Annotated in this window: 12 protein-coding genes and 1 pseudogene; 9 read left to right on the forward strand and 4 right to left on the reverse strand. The window is 70.9% G+C overall.

Annotation, left to right across the window (positions count from 1 at the left end):
• Positions 1–919: pseudogene (locus V5E28_RS17175) on the forward strand (phospholipid carrier-dependent glycosyltransferase); the annotation flags it as partial.
• On the opposite strand, the gene V5E28_RS17180 reads toward V5E28_RS17175, so the two are convergent.
• Positions 855–2312 carry a hypothetical protein gene (locus V5E28_RS17180; RefSeq protein ID WP_336207923.1) on the reverse strand — a complete coding sequence of 486 codons (1458 nt, stop codon included), beginning with the start codon at positions 2310–2312 and terminating at the stop codon, positions 855–857. The pseudogene V5E28_RS17175 and the gene V5E28_RS17180 overlap by 65 nt on opposite strands.
• Before the next feature lie 186 nt (positions 2313–2498).
• On the opposite strand from V5E28_RS17180, the gene V5E28_RS17185 reads away from it, so the two are divergent.
• From V5E28_RS17185 to V5E28_RS17200, 4 genes are all read left to right on the forward strand, one after another.
• Positions 2499–3728 carry a glycosyltransferase family 2 protein gene (locus V5E28_RS17185; RefSeq protein ID WP_336207924.1) on the forward strand — a complete coding sequence of 410 codons (1230 nt, stop codon included), beginning with the start codon at positions 2499–2501 and terminating at the stop codon, positions 3726–3728.
• A gap of 45 nt (positions 3729–3773) precedes the next feature.
• Entirely contained in the window at positions 3774–5555 is a 1782-nt protein-coding gene (metG, locus tag V5E28_RS17190) for a methionine--tRNA ligase (protein ID WP_336207925.1), read from the forward strand.
• A 95-nt stretch (positions 5556–5650) separates the two neighbouring features.
• Positions 5651–6505: a TatD family hydrolase gene (locus tag V5E28_RS17195; protein WP_336207926.1), complete on the forward strand. Its 855-nt coding sequence runs from the start codon at positions 5651–5653 to the stop codon at positions 6503–6505.
• 90 nt (positions 6506–6595) lie between these two features.
• Positions 6596–7519, forward strand: a complete 924-nt coding sequence (locus V5E28_RS17200) for a resuscitation-promoting factor (protein ID WP_336207927.1) — start codon at positions 6596–6598, stop codon at positions 7517–7519.
• On the opposite strand, the gene V5E28_RS17205 is transcribed toward V5E28_RS17200, so the two are convergent.
• Complete coding sequence (locus V5E28_RS17205) at positions 7505–8695, reverse strand: FG-GAP repeat protein (protein ID WP_336207928.1); 1191 nt, start codon at positions 8693–8695, stop codon at positions 7505–7507. The genes V5E28_RS17200 and V5E28_RS17205 overlap by 15 nt on opposite strands.
• Positions 8695–10485: a serine/threonine-protein kinase gene (locus V5E28_RS17210; RefSeq protein ID WP_336207929.1), complete on the reverse strand. Its 1791-nt coding sequence runs from the start codon at positions 10483–10485 to the stop codon at positions 8695–8697. The genes V5E28_RS17205 and V5E28_RS17210 overlap by 1 nt, the downstream gene beginning before the upstream one ends.
• Positions 10486–10554: 69 nt before the next feature.
• Between V5E28_RS17210 and rsmA the strand changes: the two genes are divergently transcribed.
• Together rsmA and V5E28_RS17220 are read left to right on the forward strand one after the other, a co-directional pair.
• Positions 10555–11415 (forward strand): 16S rRNA (adenine(1518)-N(6)/adenine(1519)-N(6))-dimethyltransferase RsmA, encoded by an 861-nt coding sequence (gene rsmA / locus V5E28_RS17215; protein ID WP_336207930.1) that lies wholly within the window; start codon positions 10555–10557, stop codon positions 11413–11415.
• Between the two features lie 114 nt (positions 11416–11529).
• Positions 11530–12120, forward strand: coding sequence for a C40 family peptidase (locus V5E28_RS17220; protein ID WP_336207931.1), 591 nt, complete (start codon positions 11530–11532; stop codon positions 12118–12120).
• A gap of 8 nt (positions 12121–12128) precedes the next feature.
• Here the strand turns inward: V5E28_RS17220 and V5E28_RS17225 are convergent, their stop codons facing one another.
• The gene (locus V5E28_RS17225; RefSeq protein WP_336207932.1) at positions 12129–12923 is read right to left on the reverse strand and encodes an arginase family protein; all 795 of its coding nucleotides are present in this window, start codon (positions 12921–12923) and stop codon (positions 12129–12131) included.
• 208 nt (positions 12924–13131) lie between these two features.
• On the opposite strand from V5E28_RS17225, the gene V5E28_RS17230 reads away from it, so the two are divergent.
• Positions 13132–14034 (forward strand): 4-(cytidine 5'-diphospho)-2-C-methyl-D-erythritol kinase, encoded by a 903-nt coding sequence (locus V5E28_RS17230; RefSeq protein ID WP_336207933.1) that lies wholly within the window; start codon positions 13132–13134, stop codon positions 14032–14034.
• A gap of 356 nt (positions 14035–14390) precedes the next feature.
• Entirely contained in the window at positions 14391–16199 is a 1809-nt protein-coding gene (locus V5E28_RS17235) for an ABC-F family ATP-binding cassette domain-containing protein (RefSeq protein WP_336207934.1), read from the forward strand.
• The last annotated feature ends 98 nt before the right edge of the window (positions 16200–16297 follow it).

A 16297-nucleotide genomic window follows, 5' to 3' on the forward strand; every position in this document is an offset into this window, starting at 1 on the left:
GCGGCCCTGGCGGATCGCCGCCGGCCTCTGCCTCGGCGCGGCGTGCGCGGTGAAGTGGTCAGGGATCTTCTTCCTGCTCGCCTTCGCGGTCATGAGCCTGATGTGGGACACCGGCGCCAGGCGCGTCATCGGCCTGCGCGCCCCCTACAGGGGGACCTTCGCGCTTGACGCGCCGTCGTGGCTGGCCGCGCTCGCGGCCGTGCCCGCCACCGCCTACGTGCTGTCGTGGACCGGCTGGTTCGCCACCGCCAACGGGTGGGGACGCAACTGGGAGCAGGCCACCTCGTCGGGGCCGGTCTTCTTCGTGCTCGACTCGGTGCGGTCGTGGCTGAAGTACCACCTCCAGGTGCTGGGCTATCACAGCGGGCTGAGCGACTACCACCAGTACATGTCCGAGCCGTGGACGTGGCCGGCGCTCTTCAGGCCGGTGTCGTTCCACTACCCGCCCGACCTCCCGCCGTCCGCGTGCGGCTCCGACGCGTGCTCGCAGGCCGTGCTCGGGGTCGGCACGCCCGCCCTGTGGTACGGCGCGGCGGCGGCCCTGCTCGGCCTCATCGCCTGGTATGCGGCCACGCGTGACTGGCGGGCGGGGGCGGTGCTGCTCGCCTACGCCGCGGGGTGGCTGCCCTGGTTCTACTACGCCCTCACGCAGAACCGGACGATGTACCTGTTCTACATGATCCCCGTGGTGCCGTTCATGGTGCTGGCGCTCACCCTGGTCGCGGGGCTGGCACTGGGCAAAGCCGACGCCGCGCCGGGTAGGCGGGCGGCCGGGGCGGCCGCCGTGGGGGCGTTCGCGCTGATCGTGCTGATCAACTTCTGGTGGCTCTATCCGGTGCTGTCGGCCGAGACGCTCACCCAGGCACAGTGGTGGGCTCGGATGCTGATGGGTTCCTGGGTGACGGCCGCCCCGAAGTGATGCCCCGGCGCAGCGTGATCGCGGCCGCGATGCAGGCCAGCGGCACGGCGGGCAGCACATAGCGGTAGTCGAACTCCGCAGTCGCCGCCGGCGCGAGCAGCAGCCCGAACGCGCCCAGCCACGGCAGCAGCACCGCGCCGCCGAGTGACCGCCAGCGCACCACGATCCCGTACAGGCCGATCAGCATGATGCCGCCCAGCATGATGCCGCGCAGGTAGAACACCTTCTGGTAGCCGCTCATGATGTCGGCCCACGGCGAGACGATCCGGGTCTCGGGCGGGCCCTGCTCGTAGGCGAACGCGTCGGTGTCGGTCCGGCCCTGGTAGGAGGGCCAGTTGGGCAGCCGTGCCGGATTGCCGGTGCTGTCGAGCTCGTAGTAGGGCTTGAACTCGTACATGTTGTACGTCGCGGCGTCGGGGAAGCGCGGCCGCCCCCAGTGGAAGGCGCGCAGGAAGTCGCGGGCCACCACGCCCAGATAGTCGCCCGGCTGCGACAGGATCGCCCGCGTGGCGAACGCGCTGGCCGCCTCGTTGGTGATGTCGGTGAACTTCTTGCCGGTGCCCCACCGGTGCAGCACCTCGCCCGTGCCCTGGCCGTCGCCGCTGCCCTGGCCCCACAGATACCACTGCGCGTAGTCCTTGCGCTGGTGCACCGGGTCGTTGATGCACAGCAGGACGAGCTCGACCTCTTTGTACTTGTCGATGTTCATCTTGTCGCAGTCGGCGAAGATCGCGGTGCGCATGTAGAGGATGAGCCCGTCGCTGTTGGTCATCGCGAACTTGCCGGAGCTCGCCGCGAACCAGCTCATGTACGCCACCACCGGGACGGCGCACGCCGTCACCACGGCCACCACCGGTTTCCACCCGGTCCGCTTGATGAGCAGGTAGACCACCACGAGCGCGAGGATCGGCAGGCCGATCGAGCGGGTGAGCCAGGTGAGCGCCAGCAGCAGCCCGACGACCGCGCCGACTCGCCACGACATCCGCCGGTGCCACAGCACCAGTGTGATCACGCCGACCACCAGCAGCGTGAACATGGCGTCGGACATGATCAACTGCTCGAGCTGGATCTGGTAGGCGTCGAACAGCACCGGCGCGGCGGCCAGCGTGGCGCCCCACTTGGGCAGCGCGAACTTGCGGCGCAGCAACGCGTAGATCAGCGCCGCCGTGGCCAGCCCCATCAGGTGCTGCGTCAGCGTGACCAGGGTGAAGCTGTGGAACGGCTTGAGCAGCAGCAGCCAGAACCCGTAACCGTCCGGCCTGATCGGGTGCGGCCTGGGATGCAACGCCACCGAGACGTACTCGTAGGAGTCGTTGAACCACATCGCCGGGCCGTAGCCGAGCATGGTGATGAGCCGCAGCAATCCGCCCACGGCGAAGGCTGCGGCGAACACCCGATGACGGCGCAGAAACGATCGCACGCGCGCTGTCCGGCCAGGGGCGGAGTGGTCCACAGGGGTAATCTCCGCGACGCTCACCATGCTGTAAAGAATGCCAGCCGTTTCCTGGTCTTGCCCCGACCATTCCCGGGCACAGGGCATGATGGTGTGCTGGAAGAGCCTTAACTGAAGGGTTGAGACGTGGAACTGACGGTGGTCATGCCCTGCCTCAACGAGGCGGAGACCGTGGAAGTCTGTGTGCGCAAGGCGCTGGCGTGCATGGAGGAGCACGGCATCGAGGGCGAGGTCCTGATCGCCGACAACGGCAGCACGGACGGCTCACAGCAGCTCGCCCGCGACGCCGGGGCCCGCGTGGTCCACATTGACGAGAAGGGCTACGGCAACGCCCTGATCGGTGGCATCCGGGCCGCTCGCGGCACCTACGTCATCATGGGCGACGCCGACGACTCCTACGATTTCACCTCGCTGATGCCATTCGTCGAGCAGCTGCGGGACGGCGCCGACCTGGTGATGGGCAACCGGTTCAAGGGCGGCATCGCTCCCGGCGCCATGCCCCCGCTGCATCGTTATCTCGGAAACCCCGTGCTGTCGTTCGTCGGCCGGCTGTTCTTCCCGTCGGCCATCGGCGACTTCCACTGCGGGCTGCGCGGATTCCGCCGCGACTCCATCCTCAAGCTGGGGCTGCAGACGGGCGGCATGGAGTTCGCCAGCGAGATGGTGGTCCGCTCCACCCTGTCCGGCCTCGACGTGCGCGAGGTGGCCACCACGCTGTCGCCCGACGGCCGCTCCCGCCCGCCGCACCTGCGCTCCTGGCGTGACGGCTGGCGTCACCTGCGTTTCCTGCTGCTCTACAGCCCCAAGTGGCTGTTCTTCTACCCCGGCATCCTGCTGATGGTGGTGGGCCTGGTGGCGGGCACCGCGCTGACGTTCGGCCCGGTGGAGATCGGCGAGCTCGCCTTCGACGTCGACACCCTGGTCGGCGCGTCCGCCGCGGTGGTGATCGGCTTCCAGGCGGCTCTGTTCGCGCTGTTCACCAAGGTCTACGCGGCAGAGGAGGGCTTCCTGCCCGAGTCTCCACGCGTGCGCAGGATCATCGACATCGTCAGCCTGGAGAAGGGCCTGGTGGTGGGCGGCCTGCTGGCGGTGGCCGGACTGATCGGCCTGGTGCTGTCGCTGGTTCACTGGCAGGTCCGCAGCTTCGGCGAGCTGGACCCGCGCGAGTCGCTGCGCCTGGTCGTGCCGTCGGCCACGGCGCTCGTCATGAGCTTCCAGACCATCTTCGCCTCGCTGTTCATCAGCATCCTCGGCATCCGTCGCACCCGTGAGTCCTCCATCGACGTGGCGGCGAAGGCGGCTGAAGAGGCGGCGGAGGCGCTCTCCCGCGAGGAAACTTCAGCGGGCACCCGCTAGCGATTCCGTTCGAGACGCGCGGCGGCGGCCCGTAGGCTTGGACTCATGTCCCAGCACATTCTGACCGCCGTCGCGTGGCCTTACGCCAACGGCCCCCGTCACATCGGGCACGTCTCAGGGTTCGGCGTGCCGTCCGACATCTTCAGCCGCTACCAGCGGATGGCGGGCAACAAGGTGCTGATGGTCTCGGGCACCGACGAGCACGGCACGCCCATCCAGGTGCAGGCCGACAAGGAAGGCGTCACGGCCAAGGAGCTGGCCGACCGCTACAACCGCGTGATCGCCGAGGACCTCACCGGGCTGGGGCTGTCCTACGACCTCTTCACCCGCACCACCACGAAGAACCATTACGCCGTCGCGCAGGAGATCTTCAAGGGTCTCTACGACAACGGCTACATCTTCCCCAAGACCACGATGGGCGCCATCTCCCCGTCGAACGGGCGGACCCTGCCCGACCGCTACATCGAGGGCACCTGTCCCATCTGCGGCTACGACGGCGCGCGCGGCGACCAGTGCGACAACTGCGGCAACCAGCTCGACCCCATCCAGCTGATCAATCCGGTCAGCCGCGTCAACGGCGAGACGCCGATCTTCGTCGAGACCGAGCACTTCATGCTCGACCTGCCCGCCTTCGCCGAGGTGCTGGGCTCCTACCTGCAGTCCAAGCAGGGCGAGTGGCGGCCCAACGTGCTCAAGTTCGCCCTCAACCTGCTGGGCGACCTGCAGCCGCGGGCGATCAGCCGCGACCTCGACTGGGGTGTGCCGATCCCGCTCGACGGCTGGCGCGACCAGCCCAACAAGCGGCTGTACGTGTGGTTCGACGCCGTGGTGGGCTACCTGTCGGCGTCCATCGAGTGGGCCAGGCGCTCCGGCGACCCCGACGCCTGGCGCCAGTGGTGGCAGAACCCCGACGCCCGCAGCTACTACTTCATGGGCAAGGACAACATCGTCTTCCACGCCGAGATCTGGCCGGCGATGCTGTTCGGCTACAACGGCGTGGGCGCCAGGGACGGCTCGCCCGGCTCCCTGGGGGCGCTCAACCTGCCCTCCGAGGTGGTCTCCAGCGAGTTCCTGACGATGGAGGGCAAGAAGTTCTCCTCCTCCCGCCAGGTCGTCATCTACGTGCGCGACTTCCTCGCCCGCTACGACGCCGACGCGCTGCGCTACTACATCGCCGTGGCCGGTCCCGAAAACCAGGACACCGACTTCACCTGGCAGGAGTTCGTCAACCGCAACAACGGCGAGCTCGTCGCCGCCTGGGGCAACCTGGTCAACCGGTCGGTCTCCATGGCGGCCAAGAACTTCGGCTCGGTGCCCGAGGCAGGCGACCTGACGGACGCCGACCGGGCCCTGCTGGAGCGCTCGCGCAACGCCTTCGGCCCCGTCGGCGCCGAGCTCGACCGTTCCCGGTTCAAGAACGCCATCACCGAGGCGTTCGACGTGGTCCGCGAGGCCAACAAATATCTGGCCGAGCAGGAGCCGTGGAAGCTCAAGGACGACACGGCCAGGCAGAAGTCCATCCTGCACGTCGCCCTCCAGGTGGTCGACGACGCCAAGACCATGCTGACCCCGTTCCTGCCGGGCTCCTCCAACAAGGTGCACGCCATGCTCGGCGGCCAGGACGTGTGGTCCGGCATGCCGGAGATCCACGAGGTGGACGAGGACGGCGGCAAGCCCTACCCGGTGATCACCGGCGAGTACGACGGGGCGGCCCGCTGGGAGCACCGCCCGATCAAGCCCGGCACCCCGCTCGCGCCGCCCGTGCCGCTGTTCAAGAAGCTGGACCCGAAGGTCGTGGACGAGGAGCTGTCCCGCCTGGGGGAGTGAAGCCGTAGCCGGTGCGGGAGACGGCCCGGGCCGTCTCCCGCACGAGCCCGGGTGCCGGCGAGGATGCCGGAGCGCGGAGGGGTACTTTGGATCGCGTGAGCAAGATTCCCGCCGCACCCGAGCCGCTCTCCGCGCAGGTGTTCGACAGCCACTGCCACCTCGACATCATGGTGGGCGACCGGCAGGCGTCCTCCGGCGATCCGGTGGCGCAGGCCGCGCAGGCGGCCTCGGCCAGCGTGCGGAGCATCCTGGAGGACGCCCGAGCCGTGGGGGTGACCGGGCTCGTGACGATCGGCTACGACCTGCCGTCCTCGCGGTGGAACGCCGAGGTGGCGGCCGGGCACCCGGACGTCCACGCCGGCGTGGCCGTGCATCCGAACGAGTCGCACGCCGCCACGCCCGAGGTGCTGGCCGAGATCGAGGCGCTGGCCGGGCGGCCCGAGGTGCGGGCGGTGGGGGAGACGGGGCTGGACTACTTCCGCGACTGGGCGACCAGGGACGAGCAGCACGCGAGCTTCCGCGCGCACATCGAGATCGCCAAGCGCACCGGCAGGGCGCTGGTCATCCACGACCGCGACGCGCATGACGACGTGCTCAGGGTGCTCGCGGCGCAGGGCGCGCCGCCGGCGGTGGTGTTCCACAGCTTCTCCGGCGACGCCGAAATGGCTAAAAAGTGTGTCGAAGCCGGATATTTCATGTCATTTTCTGGGCCGGTCACGTACAAGAACGCCGGCTACCTGCGGGAGGCGGCCCAGGTCGCGCCCGTGGAGCTGATGCTCGTGGAGACCGATGCCCCCTACCTGCCGCCGGTGCCGCACCGGGGCAAGCCGAACGCCCCCTACCTCATCCCGCTCACCCTGCGCTGCCTGGCCGAGGTCAAAGGCGTCCATCCGAATGAGCTGTGCGAGGCCATCAGCGCCAACGGAGTCACCGTCTTCGGCGAGTGGTGACCATCTTTCGGTGAAGCGGTGGAGGCGACGCCGCGGCCGTCACTAGCGTCGGGCGCCTCACGTATTCCCGGAGGTCGCCAGGAGGGCGCAGTGCGAGGAACGAGGCGTGCGCCGCGTCCCCAGATCCCCTGGCGTTCGCCGTGGACGCCGGTGATCTGCCTGGTCGGCCTGCTGTCCGTGGCCGCCATCGCGGTCGTCGGCAACCTGGCCAAGGACGTGGTGCTGGTGGTCGACGGCAAGCCCAAGGCGATCCGCAGCTTCGCCGCGTCGGTCAGCGAACTGCTCGGCGACCAGGGGGTGCAGGTCGGCTCCGGCGATCTCGTCCAGCCCGCTACGCAGGCCAGGGTGATCGACGGCGCCCGCATCGTGGTGCGCCACGCCCGCCCGATCAAGCTGACCGTCGACGGCCGCACCACGCACCGCCTGGTCACGGCCACCACCGTCCGCGACGCGCTGGCCGAGCTCAACGTCGCCCAGGCCGGCGGCAAGCTGTCCGCGCCGAGGCACCGGCACGTGCCGCTGTCGGGCATGTCGCTCACCCTCTACACCAGGCGCACCGTGTACGTGTTCGCGAACGGCACCCGCCGCGAGACCCGGACGACCGCCCGCACGGTGCGCGAGGTGCTCAAGGAGAACGGCATCCCCCTCCAGCCCGGCCATCAGGTGCAGCCGGCGCCGCACACCTTCCCGGCGGAGGGCACGCTCATCACCGTCCTCCCGCCGCGCACCGAGCCGGTCGAACCCGCCGTCATGCAGCTGAACTGGGCGGCGCTGGCCCAGTGCGAGTCCAACGGCGACCCCAGGGCGGTCAACCTGAGCGGCCCCTACTACGGGCTCTACCAGTTCAGCCTGGCGATGTGGCAGCTCGTGGGCGGCACCGGCATGCCGCACGCCTGGCCCGTCGAGGAGCAGACCTACCGGGCGCAGCTCCTCTACCAGCGGGTCTCGGGCAGGTGGCAGGGCCAGTGGCCGAACTGCGGCGCGTACCTGTTCGGCTCGTCAGCCGGCCAGTGACACGCCGAAGTCGGCGCCCTTCGGCGGCTGCACCGCCTCCAAGCCGTCGGAGTTGCGCGCCGCGACGGCCACCTTGCCGTACGGGAGCCCGTCCGGCTGGCCCACGAACAGCTTGTTGCCGCTGAAGGCCAGCGAGTAGCCGAACAATCCGTCGGCGGGCGCGAACCGCCTGTCGTCCTTGCCGTCCTTGACCGTGACGACCCGCACGGCGCCGCCATAGGGGGCGCCGATGGCCAGCCTGCCGTCCGCCGAGGCCGCCAGCGAGAAGCCGAACGCCTCCTTGCCTGCCTGCTGCACCTTCGTGGCCGCGGCCAGCTTCTGGTCGTAGAGCTGGACATACCCGGGGCCGGGCACGCCGACGGCCAGGCCCGCGCCGTCCACCCAGGACACCGCGTAGCCGTACCTGTCGCCGGACTTCGCCGTCGGCGAGTCCAGCTTGGTGCTCACCAGCTCGGCCGCCAGCACGTCCTGCAGGACCACCACCGAGCCCGAGTCCACCTTGCCGGCGGCCACCTGCGCTCCGGCGCCGTCGTCGTTCTCGTACGGCACGCCGACGACCAGGCCGTTGCCCGGTCCCATGGCCAGCGACCAGCCGAACTGGTCGCCCACCTCGCTGTTGCCCCGCACGTCCGTCGACTGCTGGCTGATCCGGATCAACCGACCGGCGCCCTTGCGGACATAGACCGAGCCCGCGTCGGCGACCTGCCCGTCGTCCTCGTACGGCGCGCCGATCGCCACCAGGTCGCCCCGGGCGGCCAGCGACCAGCCCAGGCGGGCGCCACGTTGCGCGTCGGGCGCGACGATCCGCTGCGGCCCCGCCGCGCCGCCGCCGTAGACGACGTACGCCGCCCCGGCGTCCTTGCGGCCGTCCACATCCGTGTACGGCGCGCCCACGACCAGGTCTGCGCAGGCATCATCGTTGATCTTCGCCAGCCGCACCGACCAGCCGAAGGCGTCGCCCTCCGCTAGGCCGGGCACCGCCACCGGGACCACCTTGCCGCCGGACAGCACGTGCACGGAACCCCGCCGGCCGTCGGCGAACGGGTCGCCCACCGCCACGTCGTCCACACCGTCTCCGTCGAAGTCGTTCGCCCCTCCGCAGGCCGCGGACGCGGCGGCCTGTGGGACGAGCCAGGCGGTGGCCGCGAGCAACAGCGTCAGCGTCGAACGTAACATCAGAGCCTGACCTCGATCTGCTTGCCGTCCTTGAGCATGGTCGCCGACAGCTCCAGGGGCCGGCGATAGAGCGGCAGGTCGAACACGAAGACCCCGTCGATCCGGTCGCCCGGCGCGATGGCCGCGATCGGTAGTTTGCCGTCGAGCGGGTCGTGACGACCGCCCTGGTCGTCACGCAGGCTGACGACCGGATCGCCGATCTCCCGCAACGTGCCCCCGGGGTTCAGCATGGTCCAGCGGAGCACGCAGAGCTGCCCCTGGGTCTGGACCTTGTCCTGATACTGCTTGAGCCCGCACTCGGGCGCGGCCGCCACGATCACGATCGGGTCGTCGAAGGCCTGGCCGAGCGCGAACCGGCGGCCGACGTCGTTCGGCTGCCCGCCGGCCGCGACCTGGGATCTGGTCGCGGTGACGCCGCCGGACCCCGCGTTGTTGCGGCTGGACGTGACGATCAGCACGGCGCCGGTCACGGCGATGGCCAGCAGGGCCGCCGCCGCCGCGATCAGCCAGCGGGTGCTGCGCGGCCGCTGGTAGGTGGGTCCGGTGGTGGCGTCGGGCGGCGGGATCGTCTGCGAGGCCTGCTGCTCCGGCGGCGCGACACTGGCCCGCCAGCGCGCCAGCTCCTCGCGGGCCGCCGCCTCCTCCCGCCGGGCCAGCTCCGTCATCGACGCCTGCTGCTCCTGAGGCTGCTCCTGAGGCTGCTCCTGAGGCTGCTCCTGAGGCTGCTCCTGAGGCTGCTCCTGAGGCTGCTTGGAGGGCAGCTCCTGCGCCGGCTCAGGGCGCCCGCCCCGGACGGCCGGCAGGGCGCTCGCCTGCTCCGTCCGCACGGCGGTCGTGTCGCTGGGGGGCGGGGTCGCGAAGGTGGCCGTGATGTCGGGCTCGTTCACCACGTTCTCCGGCGGCTCCCAGTCGGTGAGCAGCTCGTTGGCCACCAGGGTCGGCGGGTTGACGGTCGCCGGCGCCGGAGCGCTGCCGCCGACCAGCGCGAGCAGCAGATCCTGGGCCGTGGGCCGATCGCCCGGCTCCATCGCCGTCGCGCGCCGTACCAGCTCGTCGAGCGGCGCGGGGAGCGCGCCGAGGTCCGGCTGCGTGTGGAGCACCCGGGTGGCGAGCGTGATGGGGTCGCCGCGGCCGAAAGGGTGACGCCCGTTGCCCGCGTAGGCGATCAGGCAGCCCCAGGCGAAGACGTCGGCCGCCGGGGTCACGGTCAGGCCGCGCACCTGCTCGGGAGCCCACCAGCCGGGGCTGCCGAGCAGCTCGCCGGAGAGCGTGAACCCGGTCTCCCTGTCGAGCGCCCTGGCGATGCCGAAGTCGATCACACGCGGTCCCGACAGCGACAGGATGACGTTGGCCGGCTTCAGATCCCGGTGCACCAGCTCGGCGACGTGGATCGCGGCCAGCGCCGCCGCCACGCCCAGCGCGACGCCGTGCAGCGGGCCCGGGTCCAGCGCGCCGTACTTGGTGATCTGCTCGGACAGGGGTGTGCCGGCGATGTACTCGGTGACCATGAAGGGCCTGCCGTCACCGGTGTTGCCGTTGTCCAGGACCTGCGCCGTGCAGAACGACGCCACGCGGCGCGCGTTCTCCACCTCGGCGTGGAACCTGACCGCGAACCCCTCCTGGTTCGCGAACTCGGCCTTGACCACTTTGACCGCGACAAACCGCCCCGTCGGCGCCCTGGCGAGAAACACGGTCCCCATGCCGCCCTCGCCCAGCCGCCCGAGTAACCGGTACGGGCCGATTTCCCGCAGGTCCGTCGGGCGTAGCGGGGCAGCGCCCGTTGGCTCCATGAGGGACGTCCCTTCCTGTTCCACCCATCCTCCCCTCAGCCGCCCCCGTCCGCCATCGCAGGTGATTCGATGCGGGAGACTGGTTGGATGATGAGGCTGTTGGGCCCTGCAGAAATACGTATTTTGGCGAACAAGCTAGATCTGCGCCCTACGAAAAGGCTAGGCCAGAATTTCGTGATCGACGCGGGAACCGTCCGGCGCATCGTCCGCGTGGCCGGGGTGGAGCCTGACGACGTGGTCATCGAAGTGGGTCCCGGCCTCGGCTCCCTCACCCTCGCGCTGCTGGCCGAGGCCCGTCATGTGGTGGCCGTCGAGATCGATCCGGTGCTCGCCGCCCAGCTCCCGCTGACCGTCGCCGACCGCGGACTCGACGACAAGCTCACGGTCGTGGGCGCCGACGCCATGAAGATCTCCCCGTCAGACCTGGCGGGCTTCGCGCCCACCGCCCTGGTGGCCAACCTGCCCTACAACGTCGCGGTGCCCGTGGTCCTGCACATGTTGCAGGCCCTGCCCTCGCTGCGCAAGGGCCTGGTCATGGTGCAGTCCGAGGTCGCCGAGAGGCTCGCCGCCGGACCCGGCTCCAAGGTGTACGGCGTGCCGTCGGTCAAGGCCGCCTGGTACGCCGACGTACGCCGGGCAGGCCCGGTCGGCCGCACGGTCTTCTGGCCGGTGCCGAACGTCGACTCGGGCCTGGTCTCCCTCACCCGCCGCGAGCCCCCGCCGACCACGGTCACGCGCGAGGAGGTGTTCGCGGTGGTGGACGCGGCCTTCGCCCAGCGCCGCAAGACCCTGCGCGCCGCGCTGGCCGGCTGGGCGGGCAGCCCGGCCCTCGCCGAGACGGCGCTGAGAGCGGCGGGGGTGGACCCGTCCGAGCGGGGGGAGCAGCTCGACGTGCACGCCTTCGCCCGGATCGCCGAGCAGAAGCCGTAGTCGTCCACAGCGGTCCCCGATCCGGGGTCGTTGTCCACAGAACCGCGCTCGGCTCGAAAACGCCTTGAGCGACCGGACGATCCTGGGGCCTCCCGACAACGCAGGAGGCCGACCATGACCGCACTCATCTGCCTGAGACGGCTCGCGCTCGGAGGCGGGCTCGCCGCGATCCTCGGCGCCCTCGCCGGCCCGGCCGCCGCCACGGTGGCGGAGGACCCGGGCAGTTCATGCTCCTGGCGCCTGCCGCCGCCACCGGGCTGCTCGCCGCTCGTCAAGGTCGGGCGCGACGGCCGCACCAGGGGAGCCATCGCGGCCGCCGCCGCCCTCGGCCAGCTGGGCATCCCGTTCTCCTGGGGCGGAGGCTCGTCTTCAGGACCCACCAGAGGCATCGGCAGAGGAGCGGTCACCGTCGGCTTCGACTGCAGCGGCCTGACCCTGTACGCCTGGTCGAGAGCCGGCGTCCGCCTCGGCCACTACACCGGCGCCCAGTTCCGTCAGGGCCGCCGCGTCTCCCTGGCCGCCCTGCGGCAGGGAGACCTGCTCTTCTTCGGCGGCGGCGCCGGCGATCCCACCCACGTGGGCCTCTACCTCCACAGCGGAGTGATGGTCCATGCCCCCAAGACCGGCGACGTGGTCAGGACGGCCCAGTTCCTCAACTCCCCCTACTACCGCGCCGTCTTCCGCGGCGCGGTCCGTCCAGGGTGATCGGGCCCCTACTTCGCCACGTGCCGGGCGCAGACCTCGACCAGTGCCTCGACCAGGGGCGCCAGGAGGTCCTGGTCCTCCGGCCTGGACGGCTCATACTCCGTGATCCCCAGCCCGGCCACCTGGAAGCGTTCGGCCACGGTGGTGACCAGGGCGAGGAGCTGGTCGGGGCGGAGCCCGTCCGCGGCGGGCGACCCGACGGAGGCGAAGATCTCCGGGTCCAGCACGTCGAGATCGATGTGCACGTAGACGACCGGGTCACCCGGCGATCCGGCCGCGGCGATCGCGTCGGTCAGCGTCACCGGATCGGGCGCACGCACGTGCCGTACCCCGGCGGCCGTCACGAACGCGGCCTCGGCCGGGTCGAGATCCCGGACCCCGGCGAGCACCACCCGCCCGGGATCCACCGGTCGCTCGGCCACCAGCCCCGCGGGCCCTTCACCGGTCAGCGCCCGCAGCACCATCCCGTGATAGGCCCCCGAAGGAGAGGACTCAGGGGTGTTGAGATCCCCGTGGGCGTCAAACCAGATCACCACCAGCCGATCCCCATACCGCCGCAGGGCGGCGGCCACCGGCTCCAGATCGATCCCGCAGTCCCCGCCAACGGCCACCAGCAGCCCGCCGTCCACCTTGGAGACGGCCTCCCGCACCCGCGAAGCGGTGCTCACCAGGTCGTCCTCGACCTCCACGAGCACCCGCTCGTCGGCCGGCACCATCGTGGCCAGCAGCCGCGCGCCCTCCCGCAACCGCTCGGCGGTCGGCGCGCCCGAGCCACGCCACTGCGGCACTTCCACAACCGTCACTGCAGTCACCGAAGTCTCCCGTCTCGCACCATGCTGGAGCTCCATCCTGCCAGTCCACCGCCCACGCGTTTCGATCGCCGACCGCTCCCCGAGACGAGGTGATCCCACGCCTCGACACTTGTCCGCGCGAACCGCATGTCTTCGCACCTCGCCCCGCTACGATCGAGTGTCCTCAGGCCCCGACGGTGATGAAAGTGGCAGCAGATCGATGAGTTCGGTGACCGTACGGGTGCCCGCGAAGGTCAATGTGCAGCTTTCCGTGGGCCCGCTCAGGGAAGACGGCTTCCACGACCTGGTCAACGTCTTCCACGCCGTATCGATCTTCGACGAGGTGGCGGCGAAGGAGTCGGAGTCCATCACCGTGGCGGTGACGGGTGACTGGGCGGACCAGGTGCCGGTGGACGACGAGAACCTGGCGATCCGGGCGGCGCGCGCCCTGGCCAAGCACGCCGGCCGCGGCTACGGCGCCGACCTCGTCATCCGCAAGGCGATCCCGGTGGCGGGAGGCATGGCAGGCGGCAGCGCCGACGCCGCCGGCGCCCTGGTGGCCTGCAACGAGCTCTGGGGCCTCGGCCTGCCCGTCGAGGACCTCATGGAGATAGCCGCCGACCTGGGCAGCGACGTCCCGTTCTCCCTCATGGGCGGCACCGCGCTGGGCACCGGCCGGGGCGAGCGGCTCACCGAGCTGCCCACCGCCGGCACCTTCCACTGGACCTTCGCCACCGCTCACGGCGGCCTGTCCACCCCCAGGGTCTACGCCGAGTGCGACCGCCTGCGCGCGGCGGCCATGGCGGAGGTCCCCTGGCCCGAGCCCGACGCCGACCTCGTGGCGGCCCTGCGTGCCGGTGACCCGCACGCCCTGGGCCGCCGCCTGTCCAACGATCTCCAGCCTGCCGCCCTGACCCTCCGCCCCGCCCTGGCCACCACCCTGGAGGCGGGCCGCCGGCTCGGCGCCCTCGGCGCGATCGTCTCGGGCTCCGGCCCCACCTGCGCCTTCCTCGCCGAAGACGCCGCCCACGCCACCCGCCTGGCCCGCGCCATCCCCGAGTCGGCCCCCACCCGCACCACGACAGCGGCCCACGGCCCCACCCCCGGCGCCACCATCCTCTGACCCCCGATCGCCGCCCATCGGGGCTCCTGCGTGCGGGGTCCTCTGCGTGCGGGGTCCTCTGCGTGCGGAGCTCCATGCTGTGGGGCCTTCCGCCCGTGGCGGGCCTCCTTGGGAATTCCTGCAGCTCATCCGGGCCCCGATGTGGTGGTCCGTCCGTACGGGCAGCCGGGAGCGATGCGCCGTTGCGGCGGTCGGATCCGTCCCGGAAGGGCACCCCCTACGGTGTTCGGCGCCCACGGGGGTTGCTGCGGGGTTCTGTTGTGAGTCGGAGGTCGCCTCTCCGGAGCTGGAGAGGTCGTTTCGACGGAAAGCCGCGCGGGAGATGCGCTAGTCGCGAGCCGATACCCTTGGAGGCAATGAATCTGGTCAATCTCGAGTCGGTCTCCCACGCCTACGGCCCCAAGCCGCTGCTCCACGATGTCTCCCTGGGGGTCGAAGCCGGCGAGCGCATCGGTGTCGTGGGGCGCAACGGCGGCGGCAAGAGCACGCTGCTGGGCGTGATCGCCGCGGACGTGCGCCCCGACAGCGGCAGGGTGACGCACACGCGCGGTCTCCGGGTGGGCGTCCTGGCACAGCGGGACCTGCTCGACCCGGGGCAGAGCGTGCGCGAGCTCGTCCTGGGAGAGCTCGCCGAGCACGAGTGGGCGGGGGATCAGCGGGTCCGGGAGATCCTCGGCAATCTGATCGGTGACCTGGATCTCGAAGCCAAGGCCGGCGACCTGTCCGGTGGCGAGCGCAGGCGCACGGCGCTGGCTCAGCTCCTGATCGCCGAGCACGACCTGATCATGCTGGACGAGCCCACGAACCATCTCGACATCGAGGCCATCGCCTGGCTGGCCGCGCATCTGGCCGGCCGCAGGAGCGCGCTGGTGGTGGTGACGCACGACCGGTGGTTCCTGGACGCCGTCTCCACCAGGACGTGGGAGGTCGTGGATGGACGGGTCGAGCGGTATGAGGGGGGATATGCCGCTTACGTGCTCGCCAAGGCCGAGCGGGCGCGCATCGCCCAGGCCGCCGAGGACCGCCGCCAGAACCTGATGCGCAAGGAGATCGCCTGGCTGCGTCGCGGCCCACCGGCCCGCACGTCGAAGCCCAAGTTCCGGGTGGAGGCCGCGCAGGCGCTGATCGCGAACGAGCCGCCGCCGCGCGAGAGCGTCGAGCTGCTGAAGTTCGCCGCGGCCCGGCTCGGCAGGACCGTGTACGACCTCGAAGACGTCACCCTGCACGCCGGTGGCCCGGACAGCGGGCCGCTGGTGCTCGACGACTGCACGTGGCAGTTCGGCCCGGGAGACAGGGTCGGGCTGATCGGCGTCAACGGCTCGGGCAAGTCGTCGGTGCTGCGGCTGCTCGCCGACACGGTCAAGCCGGACTCCGGGCGGATCGTCAGGGGCAAGACCGTGCGCCTCGCGCACCTGTCGCAGGAGCTCACCGAGCTCGAGCCGGGGCGCAGGGTGCTGGAGACGGTCGAGGAGATCCGCAAGTACATCCAGGTCGGCAAGAAGGAGTGGACGGCGTCCCAGCTCCTCGAACGGCTCGGCTTCAAGGGCGAGGAGCAGTGGAAGGTCGTCGGTGACCTGTCCGGTGGCGAGCGGCGGCGGCTGCAGCTGCTCAGGCTGCTCATGGACGATCCGAACGTGCTGCTGCTGGACGAGCCCACCAACGACCTCGACATCGAGACGCTGAACGAGCTCGAAGACCTGCTCGACGCCTGGCCGGGCACGCTCATCCTGGTCACCCACGACCGCTACTTCCTGGAGCGCGTCACCGATCGTTGCGTGGCGCTGCTGGGCGACGGCAGGCTGTCGTTCCTGCCGGGCGGGGTCGACGAATACCTGGAGCGCCGGGCCGCGGGCACCGCCTTCACCGCCCGGGTCGCCGAGGCCGCCGCCGCCCCCGCCGCCTCCCAGCCCACTCCGGCGTCCCCCGACCCGGCCCTGGGCCTGTCGGCCAAGGAGGAGCGCGAGCTGCGCAAGGAGCTCAACCGCCTGGAGCGCCAGCTGGACAAGCTCGGCACCCAGGAGGCCAAGCTGCACGCGGCGATGGCCGAAGCGGCGAGCGACTACGCCAAGCTGGGCTCCCTGGACGCCCAGCTACGCGACATCCTCGCCCAGAAGGACACGGTCGAGGGCGAATGGCTGGAGCTCGCCGACCGCCTCGGCGACTAGCTCCCATCGGCGGGACATCCCTCAGGGAGCCCCGCGTTTCCGGCGCACGATGAAGACCGCGAGCGCGCGGCCTCATGCGGCGCATATCCCGCTTCGGT

Source organism: Nonomuraea sp. LPB2021202275-12-8, from assembly GCF_037044575.1.
In the GTDB taxonomy this organism is placed as follows: domain Bacteria; phylum Actinomycetota; class Actinomycetes; order Streptosporangiales; family Streptosporangiaceae; genus Nonomuraea.

What these genes read in the sequence shown, in the direction of transcription:
- metG (WP_336207925.1), top strand. Translation starts at nt 3,774, where the DNA reads ATGTCCCAGCACATTCTGACCGCCGTCGCGTGGCCTTACGCCAACGGC.
- V5E28_RS17205 (WP_336207928.1), bottom strand. Translation starts at nt 8,695, where the DNA reads ATGTTACGTTCGACGCTGACGCTGTTGCTCGCGGCCACCGCCTGGCTC.
- V5E28_RS17210 (WP_336207929.1), bottom strand. Translation starts at nt 10,485, where the DNA reads ATGGAGCCAACGGGCGCTGCCCCGCTACGCCCGACGGACCTGCGGGAA.
- rsmA (WP_336207930.1), top strand. Translation starts at nt 10,555, where the DNA reads ATGCGGGAGACTGGTTGGATGATGAGGCTGTTGGGCCCTGCAGAAATA.
- V5E28_RS17220 (WP_336207931.1), top strand. Translation starts at nt 11,530, where the DNA reads ATGACCGCACTCATCTGCCTGAGACGGCTCGCGCTCGGAGGCGGGCTC.
- V5E28_RS17230 (WP_336207933.1), top strand. Translation starts at nt 13,132, where the DNA reads ATGAGTTCGGTGACCGTACGGGTGCCCGCGAAGGTCAATGTGCAGCTT.
- V5E28_RS17235 (WP_336207934.1), top strand. Translation starts at nt 14,391, where the DNA reads ATGAATCTGGTCAATCTCGAGTCGGTCTCCCACGCCTACGGCCCCAAG.